Here is a 25,273-nt window from a genome sequence, read left to right on the forward strand (position 1 = left end):
TATACTAGATACTGCAATGATGGGCTTATTTTTTTATGTGAACAGACGTTGGCTTACAACATATCGAACAACGACAACTGATTTTCATCTGGTAGATCTTTTAGAACACCGTTATCCGTCATGTATTCAATCAACGTCTTAGATACTTTCCCGCGATTGGCGAGGTCTTCTTTCGATAAGAAGGGACCATCTTTTCGTGCTTCCACGATTTGTTTCGCTACGTTCAGCCCTAAACTCGGTACTGCTCGGAACGGTGCGATCAATTTTTTCCCATCGATCACGAAATTTTCTGCATCGGATTTATACAGATCGATCATCCCGAATTCATAGCCGCGCTCCAGCATTTCATTGGCTAATTCCAGAACTGTCAACAGATTTTTTTCTTTCGTTGACGCATCCATTCCTTTGTCATTGATTTCTTGCATCCGTTCTTTTACGGCATCTTTTCCTTTTGACATAGCAATCAAATCAAAGTCATCCGCCCGGACAGAGAAATAAGCACAGTAATAGAGAATTGGGAAGTACACTTTAAAGTAAGCCACCCGCAACGCCATCAAAACATACGCCGCCGCATGGGCTTTCGGGAACATGTACTTGATCTTCGAACAAGAATCGATATACCATTCAGGGACATTGTTCTCCCGCATCGCTTGCAAGTAAGTATCCCGCAAGTCGTCAGGGATCTTGTTCCATTGTCCTTTACGGACCGTCTCCATGATTTTAAAGGCCATCCCGTCATCTAAGCCGGCATGGATCAAGTACACCATGATATCATCCCGACAGCCGATTACTTCCGCTAGGCTGGCATCTCCGCGACGAATCAATTCTTCCGCATTGCCCAACCATACATCGGTACCATGGGAAAGACCAGAGATCTGCAAGAGTTCAGCAAAGGTCGATGGATGGGTTTGATCCAGCATCCCCCGCACAAAACGGGTACCAAATTCTGGGATGCCTAATGTTCCGGTTTTCGAATAGATCTGCTCTTCGGTCACACCTAACACATCCGTGCCGCCAAAAATACGCATCACTTCTGGATCATCGGTAGGGATCGTTTTTGGATCGATGCCTGATAGATCCTGCAGCATCCGAATGACCGTCGGATCATCGTGTCCGAGGATATCCAGCTTCAAGATATTGTCGTGAATCGAATGGAAATCAAAGTGGGTCGTTTTCCACTCCGCATTTTGATCATCCGCTGGGTATTGGATTGGGGTGAAATCATAGACATCCATATAGTCTGGAATAACGATGATCCCCCCCGGATGCTGACCAGTCGTCCGTTTGACGCCAGTGGCGCCTTTTGCCAGGCGATCGACTTCGGCTGCTCGATAATGAAGATTATGATCGCGCTCAAAGCCTTTTACGAAACCAAAGGCTGTTTTATCGGCTACGGTACCGATCGTTCCTGCACGATAGACGTATTCTTCACCGAAGAGTACTTTCGTATAGTTATGGGCTTCTGGCTGATATTCCCCTGAGAAGTTCAAATCGATATCGGGGACTTTGTCGCCATGGAAGCCAAGAAATGTTTCAAAAGGAATATCATGGCCATCTTTGTTCAGACGAGTGCCGCATTTTGGACACTTTTTCTCTGGCATATCATAACCAGAACCATACGAGCCGTCTTCATAAAACTCAGAATACTGGCAATCGGGACAATAATAATGAGGAGCTAATGGATTGACCTCAGTGATCCCGGTCATGGTTGCGACGAAACTAGAACCAACTGATCCCCGTGAGCCTACTAGATAGCCGTCTTCATTGCTTTTATGAACTAGTTTTTGTGAGATCAAATAGATCACGGAAAACCCATTCCCAATAATCGAATCAAGCTCTTTTTTCAAACGTTTTTCCACAATTTCTGGTAATGGATCACCGTATAGCTCTTTGGCACGGTTGTAACTCAAGTCGGTGATCTCTTGTTCAGATCCGGGAATCTTTGGTGTATACAGATCATCTTTTACCGGAATGACTTTTTCACAGAGATCAGCGATTTTATTCGGGTTCGTCACTACAATTTCTTTCGCTACTTCTGGACCTAAAAACTGAAAAGCGGTCAGCATCTCATCCGTAGTACGGAAGTGCACATCTGGTAGGCTATGACGATTCAACGGATTGGCGCCTCCCATGGAATTGATCAAGACCTTGCGATAAATGGCGTCTTCTTCGTTCAGGTAATGGGCATTCCCAGTAGCCACAACGATTTTCCCTAACTCTTCCCCCATTTTTACCAGATTCCGAATGATGTCTTCTAGGTCTTTTTCACTTTTCACGAGTTCTGTTTCCAGAAGATGGGCATAAACTGCTTTGGGCATGACTTCGATGTAGTCATAAAACTTGGCAAGTTCTCGTGCTGCATCGACCCCTTTTTGCATCATTGCGATAAAGACTTCTCCTTTATCACAGGCGGTTCCGACTAACAATCCTTCCCGCAATTTCACCAATTCTGAGCGCGGGATCCGCGGAACTTTATCATGGAAGTACTTCACATTCGACATCGAGATTAGCTTGAATAAATTCTTCAATCCCGCCTGTGTTCGGGCTAAGATCGTGGCATGGAAAGGCCGAGCTGCTTTATAGGAGTTCTCCCCCCCCACGTGTCGGTTCAAATCTTCGTGCAGTAGCATGTCATGTTTTTCCATCGCTTCTTTGACAAAGATCCACGCTAAATGACCGGTTGCCTCGGCATCGTAGATCGCTCGGTGATGTTGCTCCAAACTAACGCCGAATTTTTTGGAAAGGACACCTAAACCGAATCGCTTAAACTCTGGATACAAATAACGAGCGAGTTCCAATGTATCAATGACGGGATTTTCCGCTTCTGGAATACCGTATTTTCGATAACTGGTATTTAAGAAGCCCATATCAAATGACGCATTGTGGGCAACTAAAATGGCTCCTTCAGAAAACTCACGGAACAAACGTAAGACTTCTTCTTCTGATTTTGATCCGCGAACCATTTCATCGGTGATTCCCGTCAGTTCTACGGTCGTTCGCGATAACGGATGACCTGGATCGATAAATTCATCAAAGGATGCCTCCACGTTGCCTTTATGCATCCGCACAGCAGCCAACTCAATGATGGTGTCGTATACTGCAGACAACCCAGTGGTCTCCACGTCAAACACGATATAAGTAGCATCGGTCAGTGGAACAGGCTGAGGATTGTAGGCAACCGCTACGCCGTCATCCACGATATTGGCTTCCACACCGTAAAGAATTTTAACACCAGCCTTTTCTCCTGCATGATGGGCATCAGGGAACCCTTGCGCTCCACCATGATCGGTGATCGCAATCGCCTTATGGCCCCATTTGCCTGCTTGAGCGACAAAATCCGCCACGTTGTTGGTGGCATCCATCGTACTCATATTGGAATGCAGGTGGAGTTCGACCCGTTTTTCTCCTTCAGGTGCATAGTCTTTGCGAGCTTCGTGTTTAACTTCCAGCAAATCTTGCGCATTCATAACAAGATCTCGCATGAAGGTATCTTCTTGGACGCTACCGCGTACTTTGACCCAACTACCTTTGGCGATGGCATCAAAGACTTGTTCATCTTTTTCATTGTTGGAGAATTTTTTCACACTAAACGATGACGTATAGTCGGTGATTTTTAAGATCAAAATCTTCCGTTTTGAACGCAATTCCCGGACTTCTTTATCAAAGACATACCCTTGGATCGTAACTCGGCGTTCTTCCTCGATGATATTGATCATCGGTGTCACAGGTTCATCGGCAGGAATATTACGTCCCAAGGCGATTGGTCCGTCAAATTCGACTGTTTTGACTTCTTTTTTGCGTTGCTCGTGAGCCATTAAGTTCTCAGCAGCTTGTTGTTGGAACGCTGCTGTTTGCTCTTCCTTGCGTGCTTCAAGTTCTTTTAAGGCCGCCTCCGCTTGCTCTTGGTCTAGCTGCGGCAAGATCCGAAATTTTTGAAAGCCGAAGGTACTATAATTTTCCTCAATGATCGGCAAGTACTGCTGCTGCAAAATCGTGATGACCGCATCATTGTTGACTGGCAAAATCACTTTGTTCTCTTGCAGCACAGGCATTTGGTTTTTGATCACTTGATGAACCAGTGGTCGATCACAATTTTGATTGGCTAACGCTAATGGCCAATATTCTTGAATGAATTGCTCATCAAAGGAACCATCTTGAGCTTCAATGATGATACGAACTTCCGCAATCTCTTTAAACGCCAATTCAATATGTTGTTTAAAGGACTGATACACCATCACCGGTAATAAACGTTCAAATTGGAAATAAAACGTCCACGCTTTTGATTGTCGATGCACGGTCACTTGTTTGATTTGGGCAGTCTGCATCAACGGATGCTGCCGAAGATTTGGGGCAGCTGCAATTTGGTCTAATAATATCTCAAAGGTCTCTCTTTCTTTTGACAATTGAAGATCCTCCTTTTCTCAGTACTCACTAGTATACCTCTTTTTGCCCTCATTTTCATTAAAAAATCGAGAAAGGATTTCCTCTCTCGATCTGCTATTCATTCTTGTTCGTTCCTGTTTATTCCTGATTGGCTAACAAAATCGTCAGGGTCGAAGCGACTTCTTCTTTTCTCACTTCAACGGTCGCACCAGTATGCTTGATTTTGATCTCTACGATGCCTTCTACGGCTTTTTTACCGATAGTCAAGCGAATCGGACAGCCAATCAAATCGGCATCTGCAAATTTGACCCCTGCACGTTCATTGCGGTCATCTACCAGCACTTGATAGCCGACTTGGTTCATCATTTCTTCTACTTCTTCACTTAAGGCATTTTGATAGCTATCTTCAATCGACGTTTGAATGATATGCACATCAAATGGGGCAATTTCTTGGGGCCAATCGATCCCAAACTCATTGCCGTATTGTTCGACGATCGTTGAAAGCAGCCGAGAAACCCCCAGCCCATAACAGCCCATGATGATTGGTTGCTCATCGCCGTTTTCATCGACAACCGTCGCTTCTTGCGCCTCACTGTACTTGGTTCCTAACTTGAAGATATGCCCAACTTCGATTCCTCGCGTAAAGGTTAAGGTTCCTTTTCCATCTGGGGAAGGATCACCTTCTTGAACCAAGCGAAAATCGGCAAAGGCTAATGGTTGAAAATCACGCCCCACATTCGCATTGAGATAATAGCTTTGTTTTTCTGCCGCTGGAACGATCAGATTCGCCATATCTTGGACATGCTGATCGGCGTACAACTGGATCGAATCAGCAAGCGAAATGGGACTGCGCAGCTGCGTCTCACTCGTCAGATAAGACTCCGCTTCCTCGGCAGTCAGCACCTTCACGTGATCAGCGGCTAAGTAATGCTTGACCTTTGTTTCATTGAGGCTGTGATCGCCACGTAATAACACCATAATGACTTGCTCGTCAACGAGTAATAAAGATACTTGAACGATTTTTTGCAAGTCTGTTTCGTATGCCTGCGCCAACTCCTCTAACGTTAAAGGCTCATCCTGAACGACTTTTTGTAATTCTAAATAGGTCTCGTGAGATTTTTTGGCGATGTATTGACTGGTTGCTAATTTCCAATTGGCGACATAATCGCTTTCAGTCGAGTAGCAGATCAGCTCTTCACCGATCCCTGACAATGCCAAAAATTCTTTCGAATCTCTGCCACCCATCAAACCATTGTCACCAACCACTGCCCGATACTCGATCCCACAGCGTTTCAATATGGCATGATAAGCCATTTCGTAACGATTATAGGTTTGATCTAAGCTAGCTTCATCGGCATGAAAGGAATAGCCATCTTGCATGATAAATTCGCGGCTGCGGATCAATCCAAAGCGTGGCCGCTGTTCGTCCCGATATTTCGTTTGGATCTGATACAAGCTCAATGGCAGCCGTTTATAAGACGTGATCTCGTTTTTGATCAATGTCGTAAACGGCTCTTCATGAGTAGGTCCTAAAACGATCTCTCGTTCGTTTCGATCGGTTAATCGATACAAGGACTCACCATACAATGAGGCACGTCCTGACTCCTTCCATGGCTCATATGGAAGCAAAGAAGGCATCGCCATCTCTACGGCATCGATTTGTGCCAATTCTTCACGGATGACCCGCTTGATCTTTTCTAACACCCTTTGTGCTAGCGGCAAGTAAACATAAATGCCTGCCGCCACTTGTCGAATATACCCTGCCCTAACTAACAGTTGATGACTTAACGTCTCCGCATCGCTGGGGGTTTCCCGCAATGTCGGAATCAAACATTTTGACTGTTTCATTTTTTTCTCCTTTGCTACAAAAAATCATGTTCACCCGATCAACAATTGATTTGCTTGTGCGTATTATTTTAAAAGAAGAAACGTTGGATATCATTCCAGGTAACGAGAACCATCAGCAGCATCAAAAACCCAAACCCAATCAGGGTAATGATGCCTTCTTTTTCTTGGCTGATTGGCTTACCTCGCACACCTTCTAAAATATTTAAAACCAGCTTCCCGCCATCCAATCCAGGAATCGGCAATAAATTAAAGATCCCCAAGTTGATGGAAATCATCGCCATCATCGCGATCACCGTTGTTACCCCTTGCGATGCAGCTTGAGAAGACAGTTGGAAAATCGCTACCGGTCCACCCAATTTATTGATATCTGGTTGGGCAATCAAGTTGCCGACTGCTCTAAAAATCACCAGTGAATTGTCAATGGTCGTTTGCAAGCCGCCCAGTAAGATATCTCCGATCCCAGTTTTTAAGGAAGCGGTGATCCCTAAGAAACCAATCGTGGTCTCCCCTGATTCTTGACTCGCAGGAGTTGCCGTCAAATCAAGTGTTTCTGATCCTCGTTTGACTGCTAGAGCAATCTGAGTATCTGGGTACTTTTGGATCTCAGTCGTTAATTCTGACCAGTTAGAAACATCGACACCTTCGACAGCTAAGATTTCATCGCCATTTTGCAGCCCTGCTTCAGCTGCCGGTGTTCCTGCTTCGATTCCTGTCACGATGGTTGCATCTTGATTCGCAACACCACCTTGTGCAAACACCAACCCAGTGAATAAGACCAAGGATAAAATAAAGTTGTTCATCGGTCCAGCAAAATTCGTCAGCATTCGCTGCCAAAGCTTTGCGGACTGGAATTGAACGTCTTTAGGTGCGATCCGAACTTCAACGCCATCTTCATGGATGATCGTTGCATCATGATCCACAGCGTACGTCATCGCTTCTTGTTCATTGCCATTGATAAACCCTGTGATCGTCAACTTCTCCTCCAAGTCAAAGTCGGTCACTTCCATAGGGATCGCTTGCGGCAATTGGATCTTTTTGCTCGTATTGATTTTGATAACTTTGCCAGTTGCATCTTGAACCAAGGAGACTGGCATACCTGGTGTTAATTCTGTTTCATCTTCACCCCAGCCCGCCATTTGGACATACCCGCCTAATGGCAGCATCCGAATCGTGTAGGTCGTCCCATCTTTCGCTTGATGCGCGAACAATTTAGGCCCCATACCGATGGCAAACTCTCTTACTAAAATACCTGCCCGTTTTGCAAAGAAGTAGTGTCCAAACTCGTGAATCACTACCACTACGGAAAAGATAATGATAAATACAAGTATCGTTTTCATGCTCGTTCCTCTCTTTCACAGCATCCCTCTCATTCAGGGCAGCCTTTCCTTATTTTATCACACCGATTCCCGTTGAGGAACTCACATTCCCGTTGTAACAAGAATTTAAAAAAAGAAGCGCAAGCCAAGCCTGCACTTCTAAATAATTTCTAAAAAACACCGAATAAATACATGATTGGAAACACAAACAGCATGCTATCGAAGCGATCCAAGATCCCGCCATGTCCTGGCAAAAGATTGCCTGAATCCTTCACGCCATAATGACGTTTGATTGCCGATTCCACTAAATCCCCGAATTGACCAGCGATCGAAAAGAGGACCGTCAATAAGATCATGATGGCACTACCATGTCCAAAATAATCTTTCCCTGGAAATGCTAGCAGATACAGTCCGGCTACGACCACCGCAGCAGCAATCCCGCCTAGGGCCCCTTCGATCGTTTTATTAGGGGAAATCTCTGGCCATAATTTTCGTTGTCCGTAACGCCGTCCCACCATGTAAGCCCCAATATCCGTTGCCCACACGATAAACAGACCGAAAACTAAAACGACTAAGCCATCTGTTGCTGAACGTGCCGTCAAGAAACGTTCAAACCCGACACCCGTATATAAGCTGACGATCACTGGAAAACCAGCTTCATCGATAGTATACGTATTTTTAGAAATAACCGCGATCCCTAGTAATAAAAGGACGATTACATAATACAAGGCACTTTTATCTGTGCCCTCTGGCAAAAAGAAAAACCAGCGTTCTTGAGGTAAAACTAAAATCACCGCACCGATGATTGAAAGAATTCCTTCAAAACTGAAAACAGCTAGTACTTTCATCCGAAATAATTCATAAACACCAATCCCTGCCATCGCTGCTGCCAGCAATTCGACGGCAATGCCGCCAACGTAAATAATTGGCAGGAAAAAGGCTAATGCGACGACCGCAGTGATTACACGTTGTCTCACTCTTCTTCCTCCTTCGTTTTCAAACCGCCAAAACGCCGGTTTCGTTGTTGAAAGCTCCCGATCGCATCTTCTAGTAAAGCAGCATCGAAATCAGGCCAGAGCGCTTTCGTAAAGAATAATTCGCTGTAAGCAATCTGCCATAACAAGAAGTTGCTGATACGTTCTTCGCCACTCGTGCGAATCACCAATTCAGGATCACGTAACGCGTTTGGCAAAAAACCAGTCATCAAATGTGTCGCCAGCATGTCTTCCGTGAGCTTGGGCAGGGCTTCCTCCGAAGCTGCAAGCTCTTCATAAAGGGCTTGTACCGCAGTCAAAATTTCTGCGCGGCTGCCGTAATTTAAAGCAAAATTCAAGATCATCCCAGTATTATCTTTGGTTTGGTCAATCGCTCGCTTGACCGCTTCTTGTGTATGCGCGGGTAAAGATTCCGTGAACCCCATCACTTTGACTTGAACATTTTCTTTGATCAGCTCAGGAACAAACGTGTCGAAAAAGTCGACGGGCAGTTGCATCAAAAAGTCCACTTCTTCGTTTGGCCGTTTCCAATTCTCTGTTGAAAACGCATAAAGAGTCAATACTTTCACACCAAGGTGTGAAGCATGTTTCGTGATCTTTTTTACCGTCTCCATGCCTTCTTTGTGACCAGCTACTCTTGGCAAGCGCCGGTTTTGCGCCCATCTGCCATTGCCATCCATAATGATCGCGATGTGTTGGGGAATCGGCAGTGATGGATCAAATTCATGTTCAGCCGCTTCTTTGATATATTTGTCTTTTTGTGGAAAAAAACGCAGCATCGTATTCGCTCCTCTTCCAATTCTTGAAATTCATCTTTTACATTATAACAATAATCAGATTTCTTGCCTATGAAAACCAAGAAAAGATTTCCATATTAAGAAAAAACAAAAAAACAGTCGTGATATTCAAGTACATACGGCACTTTCGACCATAAAAAAAGAGCCGCTGAAGCGACTCTTCGTCATTCCTTTTAAACCTCAAGTAGCTCTTGCTCTTTTTCAGCTGCGATCGCATCGATTTCTTTGATGCTGTTATCTGTAGCAGTTTGCACTTCTTTTTCAGATTCACGCAAATCATCTTCTGTAATATCGCCAGCTTTTTCTTGTTTCTTGTAAGCTTCCATCGCATCACGGCGAATGTTACGGACCGCGATTTTCGCATTTTCAGCTTCTTTTTTCACGTCTTTGGCTAATTCTTTACGACGTTCTTCCGTTAATTGAGGAATCACCAAACGAATGACTGTTCCGTCATTGGCAGGCGTGATACCAATATCACTTTGCATGATAGCTTTTTCTACTTCTTGGATCATTGTTTTGTCAAAAGGTGTGATCATCAAAATTCTTGCTTCTGGAATCGTAATTGAAGCCATTTGGTTCAAGGGTGTTGGTACACCATAGTAAGTAACCATTACGCGGTCTAAGATGCTCGCGTTCGCGCGGCCAGCACGGATTTGTCCTAATTCCCGCTGCAAGTTTTCTGCTGCTTTTTTCATTTTGTCTTTTGCTTCTGTTAAAATTTTGTCAGCCATGTTATTTCCCCCTTACTGTCGTTCCAATATGTTCACCTAAAATGGCGCGGCGAATGTTTCCATGCTCATTCAAGTTGAATACGACTAATGGAATATCGTTGTCCATACTTAATGAACTTGCGGTTGAATCCATTACTTGCAATCCTTTAGAAATGACTTCTAAATGGGTCAATTCTTCAAATTTCACAGCACTTTGGTCCGTTTTAGGATCTGCTGAGTAGACGCCATCAACATTGTTTTTCGCCATCAAAATGACATCAGCGTTGATTTCAGCTGCCCGTAAGGCTGCGGTCGTATCAGTTGAGAAATAAGGGTTTCCGGTTCCGCCTGCAAAAATGACGACCCGCCCTTTTTCTAAGTGACGTTCTGCTCTGCGACGAATATAAGGCTCTGCGATTTGACGCATTTCGATCGAAGTTTGGACACGCGTTGGTACACCAGCATTTTCTAGCGTGTCTTGTAATGCTAAAGCATTCATCACAGTCGCTAACATGCCCATGTAATCAGCTTGTGCTCTTTCCATCCCCATTTGCGCGCCGATTTGTCCACGCCAAATGTTTCCGCCGCCGACCACGATCGCCATCTGTACGCCTAATTCGTGGACTTCCTTGATCTCTTTAACGATCTCTTGGATCGTCGGTGGTTTGATCCCAAAGCCTTCGTCACCCGCTAATGCTTCACCACTTAATTTTAATACAACACGTTGATATTTTGGTTTGCCCATCATGATTCCTCCGTACATTCTCCAATACTATTGTAGCATATTGGTGCTCTTTCGTTGAAAATTATCTACACTATTTCTTCAAAAACCGTTTTTGCTTAAAAAAAGGGAGCGCACTTCCATGCGTTCCCATCTGTTCGAGGAACAGAATTATTTTTTCACTTGGCTCATTACTTCTTCAACGAAGTTGTCTTCGCGTTTTTCGATACCTTCGCCGACTTCAAAGCGGACAAAAGATTTCACAGTTGCGCCTTTTGATGCAACATATTTTTCAACTGTCATATCTGGATCTTTAACGAATGGTTGGTCAACCAAAGCGATTTCTGCTTTAAATTTCTTCAAGCGTCCTTCAACCATTTTTTCAACGATGTTCGCTGGTTTGCCTTCGTTTAATGCTTGTTCTGTCAAGACTTGTTTTTCATGATCCAATTCTTCTTGAGAGATTTGTGCTTCGTTCACGTAGCGAGGGTTGATCGCTGCAACGTGCATTGCAACATCTTTCGCAACTGATTCGTCAGTTGTTCCTTCAAGAACAGTCAATACAGCAATACGTCCGCCCATGTGTAGGTAACCGCCGAAAGCAGCATTGTCATCTTTTTCAACAACTTCAAAACGACGGAAGCTGATTTTTTCTCCGATTACTTGTGTTGCTTCGATCAACGCAGCATCCATTGTGCCTTTAGAAGTTTCTAATTTTAAAGCAGCATCCATATCAGCTGGTTTGTTTGCTGCGATTACTTCAGCGATTTCTTTTACTAAGTCTTGGAACATTTCGTTTTTAGAAACGAAGTCAGTTTCTGAGTTCACTTCAACGATTGCTGCTGTGTTGCCGTTGATCGCTACAGATGCTAAACCTTCAGCAGCAATACGGTCGTTTTTCTTCGCAGCTTTTGCCATACCTTTTTCACGTAACAAGTCTACGGCTTTTTCGATGTCGCCTTCTACTTCAACTAATGCACGTTTTGCGTCCATCATTCCTACACCAGTCATATCGCGTAATTCTTTTACTAATTTAGCTGTTACTTCTGCCATTTTTTTTTCCTCCTAAATGTTTTTAAACAAGATTGCTTGTCTTTAAAAAAAGCTGTTTCAAAGGAGAGTGAGGCTTGGCGCCTAGCCTTTGAAACAGCTTCATCATTTATTATTCAGCTGATGCGTTGTCGCCTTCGACAACATCAACGATTTCTTCGATTGAAGTTGCGTTTTCTGTTGATTCAGCAGCAAAATCTTCTTCTGCTACTTGGTCTTCGCCTTGGTTACCTTCGATGAAAGCATCTGCCATTTTCGCTGTGATCAATTTAACGGCACGAATAGCGTCATCATTTGATGGGATAACAACATCGATTTCGTCTGGATCACAGTTTGTATCGACCATCGCTACGATCGGGATATTTAATTTGCGTGCTTCTTGGATCGCGATACGTTCTTTACGTGGGTCAACAACGTACATTACATCTGGAATTCTTGGCATATCAGCGATACCGCCTAAGAATTTTTCAAGACGTTCGCGCTCTTTGTTCAAGCCAACGACTTCTTTTTTAGGAAGAACAGCAAATGTGCCATCTTCTTCCATTTTGTTGATTTGTTTCAAACGAGCAACACGTTTTTGGATTGTTTCCCAGTTTGTCAAAGTTCCACCTAACCAACGATGGTTAACATAGTATTGACCTGAACGGATTGCTTCTTCTTTGATTGCTTCTTGTGCTTGTTTTTTAGTACCTACGAACAATGCAACGCCGCCTTCTTCAGCAACATTTTTCATGTAGTCGTAAGCTGCGTCTACTAATTTCACTGTTTTTTGCAAATCAATGATGTAGATGCCGTTTCTTTCTGTGAAGATATATTTCTTCATTTTTGGGTTCCAGCGACGAGTTTGGTGACCAAAGTGTACGCCGGCTTCTAGTAATTGTTTCATTGAGATTACTGCCATGTTGTGTTTCCTCCAATTTGGTTTTTTTGTTTTCCTCTCTTGCTCTTTTACTCCTTGAAGAACTGAATCGATCAGCACCGCTTCGCAGATGGAACAAGATGTGGGATTGACGTGAAAAACTCACGCCTTAAACAGTATACAGTAGCTAGAAAAGAAATGCAACTGATTCAAATGAAAAACTACGATTCGTGGTCCAGCTTTTTTTTAACGTTCTAATTCTTTTCTTATTATATCTAGGTTTTTTCGGCTTTATCTGCTATGATAAGGCTGACTTAATCAATCATGCTTAAAGGAGTTTACCTATGCGAAAAGCTGATCGCCATTTACTTATTAGACAAATCATTACTGAACATACTGTACGCACGCAAGAAGAATTATTGCAGCAATTGGAAGCCCAAGGCGTCTCCGCCACGCAAGCGACCATCTCTCGCGATATTCGTGATTTGAAAATCGTGAAAGTGCCCGATGAAACTGGTCAGACGAAGTTTGTCATTTTTCAAGGAATGCAATCGTCAGAAGATGAAAAAGAAGAAGAGCAGCGTTTGATACAAATGATCGAAGACGTTGTCACTAAAGTAGATCGTGTGCAATTTATGACGTTGATCCATACCGTTGCGGACAATGCGCCTTTGCTTTCGGCTGCGATCGATGAAGTGACTATGCCAGAAAAAGTTTGCTCGTTGGCGGGCTTTGATACAGTAGCGGTGATTTCCCGCAGCGACGAAGATGCCGAAACTTTTTATCAATTTATCAGAAACCACGCGGTCTTATAAGACACCGAACATGACCTATCTGTATTTTTACTACAAAAAAGCTGTGTCCTTGTCGAAACAAGGACACAGCTTTTTTTGTTACATTTTGTCGGGTGCATGTAAACCAAGCAACCGTAAATCTTCTTTTAATAAGGTCGTTACTGCATAAACTAGAGCCAGACGTGCGTCTTTTTCCGCATCTTCAGCCAAGATTTTCACATTGGCGTAATACTTATTAAAGGCCTGTGCCAATTTGATGGCATGTTTAGCAATGACGGATGGTTCATATTTTTCTGCTGCTTGCAGCACGGTTTCTGGGTAGCGCTGAATCAATTTGATGACTTCCCAGCTCTCAGTATCTGCCAATGACAAACTGCTGACAGCAGCAGGATCAAAGTCGGCTTTTTCAAGAATGCTCATGGCACGGGCATGAGAATATTGCACATAGGGTCCGGTCTCTCCTTCAAAACGGACAACTTCTTCTAGCGTAAAGTCGAAATTATTCAAACGGTCATTTTTCAAGTCGTGGAAAACGACTGCCCCGACACCGACTTGTTTTGCAACTTCTTCTTTGTTTTCAAGCGTTGGGTTCTTTTCAGTGATTTGTTCTTTCGCTGAATCGATCGCTTCATTCAATACTTCTTCTAAAAGAACGATCTTCCCTTTTCTCGTAGATAATTTTTTCCCATCTTTGGTGATCAATCCAAATGGTACGTGGGTCATATCATCTGCCCACTCAAAGCCCATTTCCTTCAAAACAGCTTTTAATTGCTTGAAGTGATAACTTTGCTCATTTCCTACCACGTACAATGATTTAGCAAAATTGTAGGTCCGTTTGCGGTACAATGCAGCAGCCATGTCCCGGGTGATGTAAAGGGTCGCACCATCGGATTTGCGGATCAAGGCTGGATTTAAGTCATACGCAGCCAAATCAACGATTTCTGCCCCTTGGTCTTCTTTCAGCAAGTGTTTTTCCTCTAATAATTCCACGACTTCTGTCATTTTATCATTATAGAAAGCTTCGCCATTCAATGAATCAAAGGAAACTTCCAACATATCATAGATTTTATTGAATTCTTTTAATGATTCATCACGGAACCATTGCCATAAATCCATTGCTTCTTGGTCACCATCTTCTAGTTTCTTGAACCAAGCTCTCGCATCATCTTCTAATTGTTTATCTGTCTCGGCAGCTTCATGAAAATCAACATACAAACGCAACAGTTCGTTGATTGGTTCCGCTTTGACCGCTTCTTCTGACCCCCATTTTTTATAGGCCACGATCAATTTCCCAAATTGTGTGCCCCAGTCGCCTAAATGGTTGATGCGAATTGGCTGGTAACCGATTTTTTCTAAAATAAAGCCGATCGAGTTACCGATCACAGTGGAACGCAAATGCCCCATTGAGATGGGTTTGGCAATATTGGGTGAAGACATATCGATGGGTACTGCTTGCTGATTGCCGATGGTTTGATCGCCAAAATGATTTTTTTCTTTGAGAACCATCTCTAAGACGTGGGCAGAGATTGCTTTTTTATCCATAAAGAAGTTTAAATATGGACCGACCACTTCAATTTTTTCAAAAGACGCTTGATCGATTTTTTCTGCTAAGTCTGCGGCAATTTGCTGCGGCGCTTTCCGATAGACTTTTGCTAGCGAGAAGGCTGGGAATGCCACATCCCCATGGTCGGCTGACTTTGGATTTTCCAGTAATTGCTGAACTTGTTCGATCGATAGATCTTCTTTTACTACTTGATGGATCGCTTGTGCGACGATTTCTTTGTTATTCATAGTATCCCTCCTATAATGACTGAACCCATTTTTTGATGAAACGTTGTTTGAAGCAAGCAAACAGTTGTATGTTTTTCATGCAAGAAATGATTGATAAAAACAAAAAAGCCTCTAGCGCATAACATGCACTAGAGACGAGATTTCCCGCGGTACCACTCTGATTGTCCTTTTCGGACCTACTTTTTTCTGATAACGGCAGAATTCCGTTTGCTTGGCAAATTCTCACAAGTGCGTTTCACAATCTGATCAATTCGGCTTCCACCACCCCGAACTCGCTAACTGATACTCGAATCGCTACTTCTCTTGTTTCATCAAATCAAGGCTATTTACTTCCCAGAAAGTATAGCAAAGAAATGTTTGTTTGGCTAGCGAGATTTTGGCATTTTCAAAAAAATTATTTTATACTTTAGGAATAAATAGATCTCCAGCAGTCACTGCCATGATCGCTTTGATTGAGTGCAAACGATTTTCGGCTTGATCAAATTGACGGGCATACTTGCTACGAAAGACCTCATCAGTGACTTCCATCTCAGAAATTCCATACGCCTGCGCTGCTTTTTTGCCATACGTGGTCTGATCATCATGAAATGCTGGCAAACAATGCATAAAAATCACTTGATCGTTTTGTGTTTTTTTCATCAACGATTGGTTGACTTGATACGGCAGCAGCTGTTCAATCCGCTCTTGGAATTTTTCTTCTTCACCCATTGATACCCAAACATCGGTATACACGACATCAGCGCCTAGAACACCTTGATCCACATCATCAGTCACCAAAATCTTTGCGCCCGATTGCTTGGCATAGGCTTGTGCCTGTGCGATGATGGTTGCTTCTGGCTGCAAGACTTTCGGAGTGATGACATGAATATTGACCCCTAAAATCGCACTGGTCACTAATAAAGAATTAGCGACATTGTTGCGCCCATCCCCACAGTATGCGATGGTCAAGCCAGTCAGCTCACCGAAGTTTTCTTGAATGGTTAAAAAGTCAGCGATCATTTGCGTTGGATGCCATTCATCCGTTAAACCATTCCAAACAGGTACGCCTGAATAGTTGGCCAGATCTTCGACAACCTGTTGGCTAAAGCCGCGAAACTCGATCCCGTCAAACATACGGCCGAATACTTTGGCGGTATCTTCAACGGATTCTTTAGACCCCAACTGAATATCATTGGCCCCTAAAAATTCCGGATGTGCCCCCAGATCCACCGCTGCAACCGTAAAGGCTGCTCGCGTCCGTGTCGAATTCTTTTCAAACAAAAGTGCAATATTTTTTCCTTCTAAGTAGCGATGTGGTTGATTGTTGGCCTTCATCCCTTTCAAGTGCTGGGAAAAATCAATCAAATATTGTAGTTCTTCTTTTGTAAAATCCTTTTCTGCTAAAAAACTGCGTCCTTTAAAAACCGATGTCATTGCATACCCGCCCTTCAATTAACCAATAATTATACATGATAATATCAAATTATGAAATAAAATACAACAAAATCTTCTATTTGCTCATAAAGAAACCAAAAAAAAACACCTAAGAACGGATCTTAGGTGCAATCATCTTAAGAAATCGTATGGGCAAAGCTGACACTTGGATCAGCATTCAATGAAAGATCTGCTAAGCGCTGCTTTTTCAACGCAACATGGGCATAAGCTCCAATCATGGCCGCATTATCTCCGCAAAGACGCAACGGTGGAATCAACAATTCCACTTCCGGCAATTCCTGCATCGCTTTTTGTAAAACGTCACGCAAGCCTTGATTCGCCGCGACTCCCCCAGCAACGATCAGCTGGTTTACAGGATAAGCTTGGCATGCCCGCAACGTTTTGTGAACCAATACTTCGACAACGCTGGCTTGGAAACTAGCTGCTAGATTTTCTACTGACAAAGCTTCCTCTCTTTGCTGTGCATTATGCACAAAATTGATAAAGGAACTCTTTAAGCCGCTGAAACTAAAATCAAAATTATCTTCTTGTATCATTGCTCGAGGAAAGTGATACGTATCACTGCCTAGATGCGCAAGGCGATCAATTTCTTTCCCACTAGGATAAGGCAAACCTAGAACACGACCGACTTTGTCATAGGCTTCACCAGCGGCATCATCTCTCGTTTCACCGATGATCTCAAAAGAGCCATCTTCTGCCATATACACCAATTCGGTGTGGCCACCACTGACCAATAACGCCATTAAAGGAAAAACCAATGGCTTCACTAGGCGAGCTGCATAAATATGTCCTGCCATGTGATTGACCGGAATCAGCGGTAAGCTGTGGGCCCACGCAAAGGCTTTTGCTGCAGAAAGCCCAATCAACAGTGCCCCAACCAACCCTGGACCATAGGTAACAGCAACAGCTGACAACTCTTCAGGTTGGGTGTCGGCCTGTGTCAATGCTTCTTCGATACATAAAGTAATCTGTTCGACATGGTGACGACTAGCGACTTCTGGTACGACACCGCCGAAGCGCTGGTGGCTCTTGATCTGCGAAGCAACAATGTTACTTAAAATGGTGTCGCCGTTTTTAATCACTGCCACACTGGTTTCATCACAACTGCTTTCAATGGCTAAAATCAATTCATTCATTTGATTTTTGTCCGCCTACTTTCTTTTCCATAATCAACGCATCCTCTTCTGGATGACTGTAATATTTTTTTCTACGACCGATGACTGTATAGCCCATACGTAAATAAAGAGCTTGTGCTTGCAAATTCGACACACGCACTTCAAGATAGATGCGCCGACCATCGGTTTGTTCCACGAGCGATTCCATTTGCTTCAACAATTCTTTCGCCAAACCACGACCTTGATACGCTGGTAAAACCGCTACATTAAACAACTCTGCTTCATCCAGCACTTGCTGAAAACAGAGAAACCCCATTAGCTCTTGATTGGTTTTTCCATAACGGAACAAATAGCGACTGTTGCTGTTTTGCAGATCTTGTTGAAATTGCTGCACATTCCAAGGCGAGCCAAAGGGATAGCTCTGATCTGCCAATGACCAGAGCATTTGCGGTGTCGGGATCGTTTGATCTGCTTGTTCGTTAGTCATTTAAAAATTTCACCATATCCAATGCGTCTTCATTGCCTTCGGTGTAGTACGCCGTTTTGATCGCCTGTGAAACAAACCCGAGGGTCCGATACAAACGTTGCGCATCACGATTGCCCAGGCGAACTTCTAATGTCAAACGGTCGCATTTGTTTTTCCGTGCATAACGTTCGATTTCTCCTAGCAAGAAAGAACCGATCCCTTTTCCTTGATAATCAGGAATGATCGCGATATTGGTGATATGGGCATCAGCGCCTAAAATCCGCACCCCGATAAACCCAATCATCCGCTCATTATGCAAGATGCCCAAATAAAGATGTTTGACCCGTGAATAAAGTTCTGACAAAAAGGCGCTCTTGTTCCAAGGCAGTTCCCCCGCATACACGAGACGCTCCACCTGCAGCAGCTCTTTAATGTCATCTCCGACTAATTCACGAACAACGTACATTTCCCCTCGTATCTCTTTTTTACGCTCTGGGTATTGAATCTGACGGAAAAGGGCCAGCTTTCCCGTCATCGTTTTAAATTTTTTCAACATAGGCATCCACTCCCGGTTCATGCGAGGCTAACCATTTTTCTTCGGCTTCAACTAATTTTAAATAGTCTGGTACAAAATCATGGATCGAAGCGACCGGCGCTTCTTCTTTCGCAATAGCAGCTAAAACAACGCCATTCGGGTAATTCCATAACGATACTTGATTGATATGGGCTGTCGGCAGTTCCGCCTCGATCATGTCTTTAAATTTGATGGTATCGGCGCCGACAAATAGCACTTCTTGACCATCGACTGCTTTTAACTGGGTCAATAATTCAGACAGTGAGATATGCTGGTCTTTGATCCTTGTTTCTAAGGTCCCATTATGCCATTGGTAGGCACCTGCGTAGACATTTTGACGGCGAGCGTCAAACAACGGCACGATCACTTGCGATACGCCCACACAATTGGCAGCGACTGCTTTCAAACTAGAAACACCAATCAGCGGGATGTTCAATGTTTGCGCCAGCGTTTTTGCTGTTGTGACGCCGATTCGCAAACCTGTATACGAACCAGGACCTTTCGCAACAACGATTTGCTCCAGCTCTTTAGGTGCCATCCCCACCGCTTGCATCAATCCATCAATGGCAGGCATCAATGCTGTGCTGTGGTTTTTGATCGCCATCGTCTGGCTTTGTCCCAACACTTCTTGACCATCGACCACCGCAACCGCCAGTGTCTGGTTTGAGGTATCAATCGCTAATGTTTTCATCTATCTTCTCCCCATTCAAAAAACTCTCTCATATTCTACCATATTCTAATCAAATGCCCAACCAAGTCTCCAAAAAGATGCCTGCGTTTAGAAAAAAAGCAATAGGACAACAATACCCGAACCTTTGAAAAAAGCAAGCACGGCTGCAGCTGCAAACCGACGAGGCTGTTTAAAGGTTCGGGTAAGACGATAGTCATTTTTTGTTATTCCATTAAAACTCAGTTGACGTGTGTAACGACATCCTTCGGTGATTCAACTGGTTGCTAGGAGGATTGGCGCGTGATCAGTTCCGTTGCGATCGTAACTTTGCGAGGAACGGGTGCTGCATTCGTAATGATATCCAGCAAGGTCGTCACTGCCAGCTCCCCCAACCATTCCGTATGAACTTTGATGGTTGACAGCGTCGGAAAGACGTACTTTGCAACACTGACATCGTTGAAGCCGATAATTGCGATCTCCTCAGGAATCTTGATGTTTTTTTCTTGCAAAGCACGCATAGCGCCAATCGCTAAGGCATCACTGGAAGCAAATAAAGCACTTGGCAACTCTTTGTTTTGCTGCAAATACTCTTTCATCGCCTCATAACCGCCCTCTACTGTAAACGGTGCGCTGAGGTGATATTGCGGGTGGTGCAGCTTCAACCGACGGAGCCGTTCCTCAAAAATTCGGCGCCGAGGGTCTTCGATTTCTTGGTGATGATCCTTGGTAAACTCAACGCCTGATAACAAGCCGATCCTTTGGTGGCCTTTTGCAATAAAGTCATCGATCACTAAATCCACCGCTTGTTGAAAGTCCACCACCAGAGAATTGACGCCCTGAGCCAATGCGTCAAAATCGACCATCAACAAATTGGCTTGGCTTTTTTTCAATTGTCGAATCTGGTGATCATCAAATTTCCCTAGTGCAATCGTTCCATCGACTGCGGTATCAGTCAATCCTTCGTAGGGTTCTTTCAGCAAACGAATCCCTAATTCTTCGGTTTTGTTTTCAATCCCGATACGGATCGCTAAATAGTAAAGATCTGCTAATTCTTCCTCGGTATCAAACCATTGGATCAAGCGCATACTACTGGTTTCTGGCTGACTCTTTTTTTTATGTTTTGTGTAATTGAGTGCTTCTGCGGCTTTAAAAATTTTCTCTTTGGTTTCAGAACTGACCGATAATTCTGAATCGTAATTCAGCACCCGTGATACAGTGGCTGGCGAGACGCCAGCCTGTTGTGCAATATCTTTGATCGTTGCCATCTTCCAGCCTCCTTTTTTTGCGGGGAACTTTTTTATAAAGTAGCTATAAAGCGAGCAAAGGCCGCTTGCCCTGTCTGGTCTCGCTTGAAGACGCCTGCATGCGTCAATACTTGTCTAAAGACTTCCCCTAATGCATTACGTAAAATCTGCGACACGTTTTCGGCAGTGCATTCTGGGTGCTGGGCTTTGATCGCATCTGCCCAAGGAATATGGTATGCCGCGATTTGATTGGGCTGATCCAATAGATAAGCAGTCACTTCTTCTAGTTCCGGAGCTAAACGCGGCGGGAGAACTGCCAAGCCCATGACTTCAATCAATCCGATATTTTCTTTTTTGATATGCTGCACTTCTTGATGCGGATGAAAAATGCCGTCAGGATGTTCTTTGGAAACATTATTATCCCGCAAGACTAAGTCCATTTCAAACAGCTCTCCTTGCTTGCGTGCGATCGGTGTCACCGTATGATGAGGCGTTCCATCTTCTGAAAAGGCATTGATCGAAACACTTGGATCTGAGTACTGTTGCCATTGGGCTAACACATATTGGCAAGCGGCGGCTAATTTTTGTTTGTTTTTCGCTTGTAGTCGTATCACCGACATTGGCCACTTCACGATCCCCGCAGCGACATCAGGAAAACCAGTTAAAGAAAAGCGTTGCTCGATCGGCGCTTTTGCCATGGCAAACGTGTGCCGTCCCCCTTGATAATGGTCATGAGACAAGATCGAACCCCCAACGATCGGCAGATCGGCATTGGACCCGACAAAATAATGCGGCATCACTTCAATGATCTGCAACAAGCGAGCGAAGGTTTGCAAATTGATTTTCATAGGACGATGGTCTAAAGAGAGAAAAATCGAATGCTCATTGTAGTAGGCATAGGGTGAATATTGAAAGCCCCATGCTTCATTATCCAAATTCATACGGATGATCCGATGGTTGGTCCGCGCTGGATAATTGACTCGTCCTTGGTAGCCTTCATTTTCCAAACACAACATACATTTCGGATAATCTACAGAAGCAGCAGCTCCTTCTTTCGCTATTTGCTTGGGATCTTTTTCAGGTTTTGATAAATTGATCGTGATCTCGATCTCCCCATATTCGGTATCAACTGGGAACACGATATTTTTTGCGATGGCCCGAGTCTTGATGTAATCATTTTGACGGCACAGCTCAAAGAAATAATCCGTCGCTTCTTTAGGATCATTGGCATAATGCTGCGCAAAAAAAGCATTGACTACTGAAGGCGGTGGCGTCAAAAAGTCCATCAACTGGGCTTCAAAGATTTCTCTTTCTGCGTGAGAATCGCCAATTTGCTGATTGCTTAAAGCGCATGCCACCAGCTCGTCCATCAAATCAATGGAGGAACGATCGACAGAACGAATTTCGCTGGGCTCAAAAACAGCTTCCCCGATCATGGCTAGTACTCGGTTTTGCAAATAAATACGATCCATTTCCATCCAGCCGCCAGCCTTGATTGCTAAAGTGACGAAATCGCTGATTGTTTGGCTGATCGTCATTGGTTATTCCTCCTGCCCTTGATACCCATTTGGATGGCTGACATGCCAATTCCAAGCAGTCTCGATGATTGCTTCGACGTCGGTATAGACTGGTTTCCAGCCTAAAACCTTTCGTGCTTTTTCACTCGATGCCACTAAGGTACTTGGATCACCGGCACGGCGAGACGCCATTCTGGCTGGGATCTCTTTTTTCGTTACATTGCGAGCAGCTTCCACCATTTCTTTCACAGAGTACCCATGATTGCTGCCTAAATTGAAAACATTGCTCTCATTGCCTTTTTCTAAATATTCTAATGCCAACAGGTGAGCAGCGATCAGATCTTCGACATGGACATAATCGCGAACACAAGTACCATCTGGAGTATCGTAATCCTCCCCAAAAATCGCTACCTCTTTACGTTGTCCTAAAGCAGCTTGCAAGATGATCGGTACTAAGTGTGTTTCTGGATCATGGTCTTCACCGATCGAAGCATCCGACTTCGCGCCAGCCACATTGAAATAACGCAATGCGACATACTTCATTCCATAAGCTTCATCGCACCAACGCATCATTTTTTCCATGATCAACTTGCTTTCGCCATATGGATTTTTAGGATTTGTTGGGGTTTCTTCTGTGATTGGACTATGGTCAGGTTCCCCATAAGTTGCTGCTGTAGAGGAAAAGACGATATGTTTCACTTGATGTTCCTTCATCACTTCTAAGAGGACCTGCATCCCATACACATTATTGTTGAAATACTTCAATGGTTTTTCCACAGATTCTCCCACCAAAGAGCTGGCAGCAAAGTGAATCACGCCATCGATCGTTTCTTTTTCAAATACCGATTGTAAAAATGCTTTGTCGCGAATATCTCCTTCATAAAAGGTTGCTGCTGGATGGATCGCTTGGCGATGTCCTGTCAGCAAATTGTCAACGACAACGACTTGTTTTCCTTGTTCGATCAATTGATCGACTGCATGAGAACCGATATAGCCGGCTCCTCCTAATACTAAAATCGCCATATTTTCAGCCTTCTTTCTTCATTCCTTCATCGTTTCTTATTCTACAGTTTTCGTGCACCATCATCAATACTTGCTTGATAAATGTCGGTTGCGTAGCCGATTTCTGCTAAATAGGCTGCTTTGACTGACGCTTCGAAATCAGCCCATTCACTTGCTTTGACCAATGCGATCCCGCAACCGCCAAAGCCCGCACCCGTCATCCGCGCACCTAGAACAGCAGGGTGCGCTTGAGCGGCTGCGACTAGTGTATCTAGTTCATGCCCTGTCACTTCATAATCATCTCGCAATGAAGCATGGGAGGCATTTAATAACTGGCCGAATTCTTCAAGATCACCAGCAGTCAAAGCAGCTTTTGCTTTCAATGTCCGTTGGTTTTCCGTCACCGCATGTTTCGCCCGTTTGATCAAGCGTGGATCATCGATCAATGCTGTATTTGCAAAAAAGGTTGCTTCGTCTAATGCGCCCAATGAATCAATGGCTAATGATTTTTGCAAACGAGCCAATGCTTCTTCACATTCTGCACGTCGTTCATTGTATTTAGAATCAGCCAATTCGCGTCGCTTATTGGTATTCATGATCGCTACGACATAATCGCCAAATGCCGCTGGTACGACTTCATAATTTAACGTGTTCGTATCTAAAAGCAATGCATGGTCTTTTTGACCCATTCCGATCGCAAATTGATCCATGATCCCTGAGTTAACGCCAATAAACTCATTTTCGACTTTCTTGCCGATTTTAACTAAGTCCAAGGTCGTCAGGGTTAAATCAAAGAGATCTTTAAGACAAACCCCCGTCAGCAATTCAATCGATGCCGAAGAAGAAAGACCTGCGCCATTCGGAATGTTGCCATAAAAAGCGATGTCAAAGCCTCGATCGATCACTTGCCCCGCTTCTTTTAGGAAACGAACGACTCCTTTCGGATAGTTTGTCCAATCATCTTCTTTTCGGTAATCCAGCTCATCTAACGAAAAGGAGATCACGCCTTTTTCTGGAAAGTTCTCTGAATAGAGTTGGATCAACTGGTCTTCACGTTTTCGTGCTACTGCATACGTCCCTAATGTGATCGCCGCCGGGAAAACATAACCGCCATTGTAATCCGTGTGTTCACCGATCAAGTTGATTCTCCCTGGTGCAAAATACATGCCTGTGCCTTCTGTTCCAAATTTATCAATAAATATCTGTTGCAATTGCTCCATTTCTCTCACTCCCACTTTCTTTTTAGTAAACTTATTGTAAAATATTTACTAAATTATTTCAAGCGTTTTCAGTCCCAAAAGTGATTTTTTTTGATATTTTTTCCGTTTTCATTCATAATGAACCTATAACTAAAGGCGAGGTGTTTAATGATGAAACGATTTCTTTCAGGATTTTTAGTAGGAACAGTCGCAACGGTTGCTGCAGCTGCAAGTGTTGTTATGACGGTCAAGAAACAAGTGATTGATCCAATTGATGAACAACAAGCGGATCATGATGAAAAACGGAAACGTGCGATGCGTAAAAGCGTTGCCCGTTAATCATTAGCTACAAAAGAGCCGTCAGCCTTCAATAGGCTGGCGGCTCTTTTAGGTAATCATTCTTCCTTCTCCAATAAGTCCTGCAAAATCACGGCTTGATTTTGTTCTTCATTTTTCGCTCCGTATAGTAAGGTCACGGTCTCTTGTTCAGCAACCAACGCGTTTAACTGTGCCAAGGCATCTTTAGCGGGCGCTTTCTCTAATTCTTGTAGATAGCGGTCTTTAAACGCATCAAAACGTTCAGGATCATGCCCAAACCATTTGCGCAATTCAGTACTTGGTGCGACTGCTTTGAGCCATAGATCGATCTGAGCTGTTTCCTTTTTCATCCCTCTAGGCCAGATGCGATCCACCAATACCCGATAGCCATCTGTCGTTTCCGCCGCTTCATAAATTCTTTTTCGCTTGATCAACGCACACTCTCCTTATTAATAGACCTAAGTTCAAAT

General features: G+C 43.9%; 22 protein-coding genes and 1 other annotated feature. Of the genes, 2 read left to right on the forward strand and 20 right to left on the reverse strand.

Annotated elements, in window-relative coordinates:
- Nucleotides 1–53 precede the first annotated feature (53 nt).
- The 9 genes from IGK14_RS10950 to rpsB form a co-directional block, all read right to left on the reverse strand.
- Nucleotides 54–4,403 (reverse strand): PolC-type DNA polymerase III, encoded by a 4,350-nt coding sequence (locus IGK14_RS10950; protein ID WP_010749321.1) that lies wholly within the window; start codon nt 4,401–4,403, stop codon nt 54–56.
- Nucleotides 4,404–4,521: 118 nt separating this feature from the next.
- Nucleotides 4,522–6,231: a proline--tRNA ligase gene (locus IGK14_RS10955; protein ID WP_010749320.1), complete on the reverse strand. Its 1,710-nt coding sequence runs from the start codon at nt 6,229–6,231 to the stop codon at nt 4,522–4,524.
- Nucleotides 6,232–6,299: 68 nt separating this feature from the next.
- Entirely contained in the window at nt 6,300–7,568 is a 1,269-nt protein-coding gene (gene rseP / locus IGK14_RS10960) for an RIP metalloprotease RseP (protein ID WP_010749319.1), read from the reverse strand.
- A gap of 149 nt (nt 7,569–7,717) precedes the next feature.
- Nucleotides 7,718–8,524 carry a phosphatidate cytidylyltransferase gene (locus tag IGK14_RS10965; RefSeq protein WP_438712235.1) on the reverse strand — a complete coding sequence of 269 codons (807 nt, stop codon included), beginning with the start codon at nt 8,522–8,524 and terminating at the stop codon, nt 7,718–7,720.
- A complete protein-coding gene (locus IGK14_RS10970; protein WP_010749317.1) occupies nt 8,521–9,321 on the reverse strand; it encodes an isoprenyl transferase in 801 nt (266 codons plus the stop codon). Before IGK14_RS10970 ends, IGK14_RS10965 begins: the two co-directional genes overlap by 4 nt.
- 191 nt (nt 9,322–9,512) lie before the next feature.
- Nucleotides 9,513–10,070, reverse strand: coding sequence for a ribosome recycling factor (gene frr, locus IGK14_RS10975; RefSeq protein WP_005229434.1), 558 nt, complete (start codon nt 10,068–10,070; stop codon nt 9,513–9,515).
- Nucleotide 10,071: 1 nt separating this feature from the next.
- Entirely contained in the window at nt 10,072–10,794 is a 723-nt protein-coding gene (pyrH, locus tag IGK14_RS10980; RefSeq protein ID WP_005229433.1) for a UMP kinase, read from the reverse strand.
- A 147-nt stretch (nt 10,795–10,941) separates the two neighbouring features.
- Nucleotides 10,942–11,823: a translation elongation factor Ts gene (gene tsf, locus IGK14_RS10985; protein WP_005229432.1), complete on the reverse strand. Its 882-nt coding sequence runs from the start codon at nt 11,821–11,823 to the stop codon at nt 10,942–10,944.
- A 109-nt stretch (nt 11,824–11,932) separates the two neighbouring features.
- Nucleotides 11,933–12,721: a 30S ribosomal protein S2 gene (gene rpsB / locus IGK14_RS10990; RefSeq protein WP_005229426.1), complete on the reverse strand. Its 789-nt coding sequence runs from the start codon at nt 12,719–12,721 to the stop codon at nt 11,933–11,935.
- Between the two features lie 302 nt (nt 12,722–13,023).
- Here rpsB and IGK14_RS10995 point away from each other — a divergent pair, with 302 nt between their 5' ends.
- On the forward strand, nt 13,024–13,494 hold the full coding sequence (locus IGK14_RS10995) for an arginine repressor (RefSeq protein WP_005229424.1): 471 nt from the start codon (nt 13,024–13,026) through the stop codon (nt 13,492–13,494).
- Between the two features lie 78 nt (nt 13,495–13,572).
- Here IGK14_RS10995 and argS read toward each other — a convergent pair whose 3' ends face one another.
- From argS to IGK14_RS11045, 10 genes are all read right to left on the reverse strand, one after another.
- Nucleotides 13,573–15,264, reverse strand: coding sequence for an arginine--tRNA ligase (argS, locus tag IGK14_RS11000; RefSeq protein ID WP_005229423.1), 1,692 nt, complete (start codon nt 15,262–15,264; stop codon nt 13,573–13,575).
- Between the two features lie 127 nt (nt 15,265–15,391).
- Nucleotides 15,392–15,585: a binding site (T-box leader), on the reverse strand.
- Nucleotides 15,586–15,663: 78 nt separating this feature from the next.
- Nucleotides 15,664–16,677 carry an ornithine carbamoyltransferase gene (argF, locus tag IGK14_RS11005; RefSeq protein WP_010749316.1) on the reverse strand — a complete coding sequence of 338 codons (1,014 nt, stop codon included), beginning with the start codon at nt 16,675–16,677 and terminating at the stop codon, nt 15,664–15,666.
- 137 nt (nt 16,678–16,814) lie between these two features.
- Nucleotides 16,815–17,834 (reverse strand): tRNA (adenosine(37)-N6)-threonylcarbamoyltransferase complex transferase subunit TsaD, encoded by a 1,020-nt coding sequence (gene tsaD, locus IGK14_RS11010; protein WP_010749315.1) that lies wholly within the window; start codon nt 17,832–17,834, stop codon nt 16,815–16,817.
- Nucleotides 17,827–18,300: a ribosomal protein S18-alanine N-acetyltransferase gene (gene rimI / locus IGK14_RS11015; RefSeq protein WP_010749314.1), complete on the reverse strand. Its 474-nt coding sequence runs from the start codon at nt 18,298–18,300 to the stop codon at nt 17,827–17,829. Before rimI (IGK14_RS11015) ends, tsaD begins: the two co-directional genes overlap by 8 nt.
- Nucleotides 18,293–18,835, reverse strand: a complete 543-nt coding sequence (gene rimI, locus IGK14_RS11020) for a ribosomal protein S18-alanine N-acetyltransferase (protein ID WP_010749313.1) — start codon at nt 18,833–18,835, stop codon at nt 18,293–18,295. Before rimI (IGK14_RS11020) ends, rimI (IGK14_RS11015) begins: the two co-directional genes overlap by 8 nt.
- Entirely contained in the window at nt 18,819–19,544 is a 726-nt protein-coding gene (tsaB, locus tag IGK14_RS11025; RefSeq protein WP_010749312.1) for a tRNA (adenosine(37)-N6)-threonylcarbamoyltransferase complex dimerization subunit type 1 TsaB, read from the reverse strand. The genes rimI (IGK14_RS11020) and tsaB overlap by 17 nt, the downstream gene beginning before the upstream one ends.
- Nucleotides 19,545–19,807: 263 nt before the next feature.
- The gene (locus IGK14_RS11030; RefSeq protein WP_005229404.1) at nt 19,808–20,788 is read right to left on the reverse strand and encodes a LacI family DNA-binding transcriptional regulator; all 981 of its coding nucleotides are present in this window, start codon (nt 20,786–20,788) and stop codon (nt 19,808–19,810) included.
- A 32-nt stretch (nt 20,789–20,820) separates the two neighbouring features.
- Complete coding sequence (gene galT / locus IGK14_RS11035; RefSeq protein ID WP_010749311.1) at nt 20,821–22,305, reverse strand: UDP-glucose--hexose-1-phosphate uridylyltransferase; 1,485 nt, start codon at nt 22,303–22,305, stop codon at nt 20,821–20,823.
- A gap of 3 nt (nt 22,306–22,308) precedes the next feature.
- On the reverse strand, nt 22,309–23,307 hold the full coding sequence (gene galE / locus IGK14_RS11040) for a UDP-glucose 4-epimerase GalE (RefSeq protein ID WP_010749310.1): 999 nt from the start codon (nt 23,305–23,307) through the stop codon (nt 22,309–22,311).
- A gap of 41 nt (nt 23,308–23,348) precedes the next feature.
- On the reverse strand, nt 23,349–24,506 hold the full coding sequence (locus IGK14_RS11045) for a galactokinase (RefSeq protein ID WP_010749309.1): 1,158 nt from the start codon (nt 24,504–24,506) through the stop codon (nt 23,349–23,351).
- Between the two features lie 150 nt (nt 24,507–24,656).
- On the opposite strand from IGK14_RS11045, the gene IGK14_RS11050 reads away from it, so the two are divergent.
- Entirely contained in the window at nt 24,657–24,824 is a 168-nt protein-coding gene (locus IGK14_RS11050; RefSeq protein ID WP_017144401.1) for a DUF3042 family protein, read from the forward strand.
- Between the two features lie 56 nt (nt 24,825–24,880).
- Here the strand turns inward: IGK14_RS11050 and IGK14_RS11055 are convergent, their stop codons facing one another.
- On the reverse strand, nt 24,881–25,237 hold the full coding sequence (locus IGK14_RS11055) for a DUF488 domain-containing protein (protein ID WP_010749308.1): 357 nt from the start codon (nt 25,235–25,237) through the stop codon (nt 24,881–24,883).
- Between the last annotated feature and the right edge of the window lie 36 nt (nt 25,238–25,273).

The sequence above is a fragment of the Enterococcus sp. DIV0970a genome, assembly GCF_051711265.1.
Classification (GTDB): domain Bacteria; phylum Bacillota; class Bacilli; order Lactobacillales; family Enterococcaceae; genus Enterococcus_D; species Enterococcus_D casseliflavus.

Bases quoted from the DNA above. Each gene is read 5' to 3' on its own strand.
- IGK14_RS10955 (WP_010749320.1), bottom strand. From the start codon at position 6,231: ATGAAACAGTCAAAATGTTTGATTCCGACATTGCGGGAAACCCCCAGC.
- rseP (WP_010749319.1), bottom strand. From the start codon at position 7,568: ATGAAAACGATACTTGTATTTATCATTATCTTTTCCGTAGTGGTAGTG.
- IGK14_RS10970 (WP_010749317.1), bottom strand. From the start codon at position 9,321: ATGCTGCGTTTTTTTCCACAAAAAGACAAATATATCAAAGAAGCGGCT.
- frr (WP_005229434.1), bottom strand. From the start codon at position 10,070: ATGGCTGACAAAATTTTAACAGAAGCAAAAGACAAAATGAAAAAAGCA.
- pyrH (WP_005229433.1), bottom strand. From the start codon at position 10,794: ATGGGCAAACCAAAATATCAACGTGTTGTATTAAAATTAAGTGGTGAA.
- tsf (WP_005229432.1), bottom strand. From the start codon at position 11,823: ATGGCAGAAGTAACAGCTAAATTAGTAAAAGAATTACGCGATATGACT.
- rpsB (WP_005229426.1), bottom strand. From the start codon at position 12,721: ATGGCAGTAATCTCAATGAAACAATTACTAGAAGCCGGCGTACACTTT.
- IGK14_RS10995 (WP_005229424.1), top strand. From the start codon at position 13,024: ATGCGAAAAGCTGATCGCCATTTACTTATTAGACAAATCATTACTGAA.
- argS (WP_005229423.1), bottom strand. From the start codon at position 15,264: ATGAATAACAAAGAAATCGTCGCACAAGCGATCCATCAAGTAGTAAAA.
- argF (WP_010749316.1), bottom strand. From the start codon at position 16,677: ATGACATCGGTTTTTAAAGGACGCAGTTTTTTAGCAGAAAAGGATTTT.
- tsaD (WP_010749315.1), bottom strand. From the start codon at position 17,834: ATGAATGAATTGATTTTAGCCATTGAAAGCAGTTGTGATGAAACCAGT.
- rimI (WP_010749314.1), bottom strand. From the start codon at position 18,300: ATGACTAACGAACAAGCAGATCAAACGATCCCGACACCGCAAATGCTC.
- rimI (WP_010749313.1), bottom strand. From the start codon at position 18,835: ATGTTGAAAAAATTTAAAACGATGACGGGAAAGCTGGCCCTTTTCCGT.
- tsaB (WP_010749312.1), bottom strand. From the start codon at position 19,544: ATGAAAACATTAGCGATTGATACCTCAAACCAGACACTGGCGGTTGCG.
- IGK14_RS11030 (WP_005229404.1), bottom strand. From the start codon at position 20,788: ATGGCAACGATCAAAGATATTGCACAACAGGCTGGCGTCTCGCCAGCC.
- galT (WP_010749311.1), bottom strand. From the start codon at position 22,305: ATGACGATCAGCCAAACAATCAGCGATTTCGTCACTTTAGCAATCAAG.
- galE (WP_010749310.1), bottom strand. From the start codon at position 23,307: ATGGCGATTTTAGTATTAGGAGGAGCCGGCTATATCGGTTCTCATGCA.
- IGK14_RS11045 (WP_010749309.1), bottom strand. From the start codon at position 24,506: ATGGAGCAATTGCAACAGATATTTATTGATAAATTTGGAACAGAAGGC.
- IGK14_RS11050 (WP_017144401.1), top strand. From the start codon at position 24,657: ATGAAACGATTTCTTTCAGGATTTTTAGTAGGAACAGTCGCAACGGTT.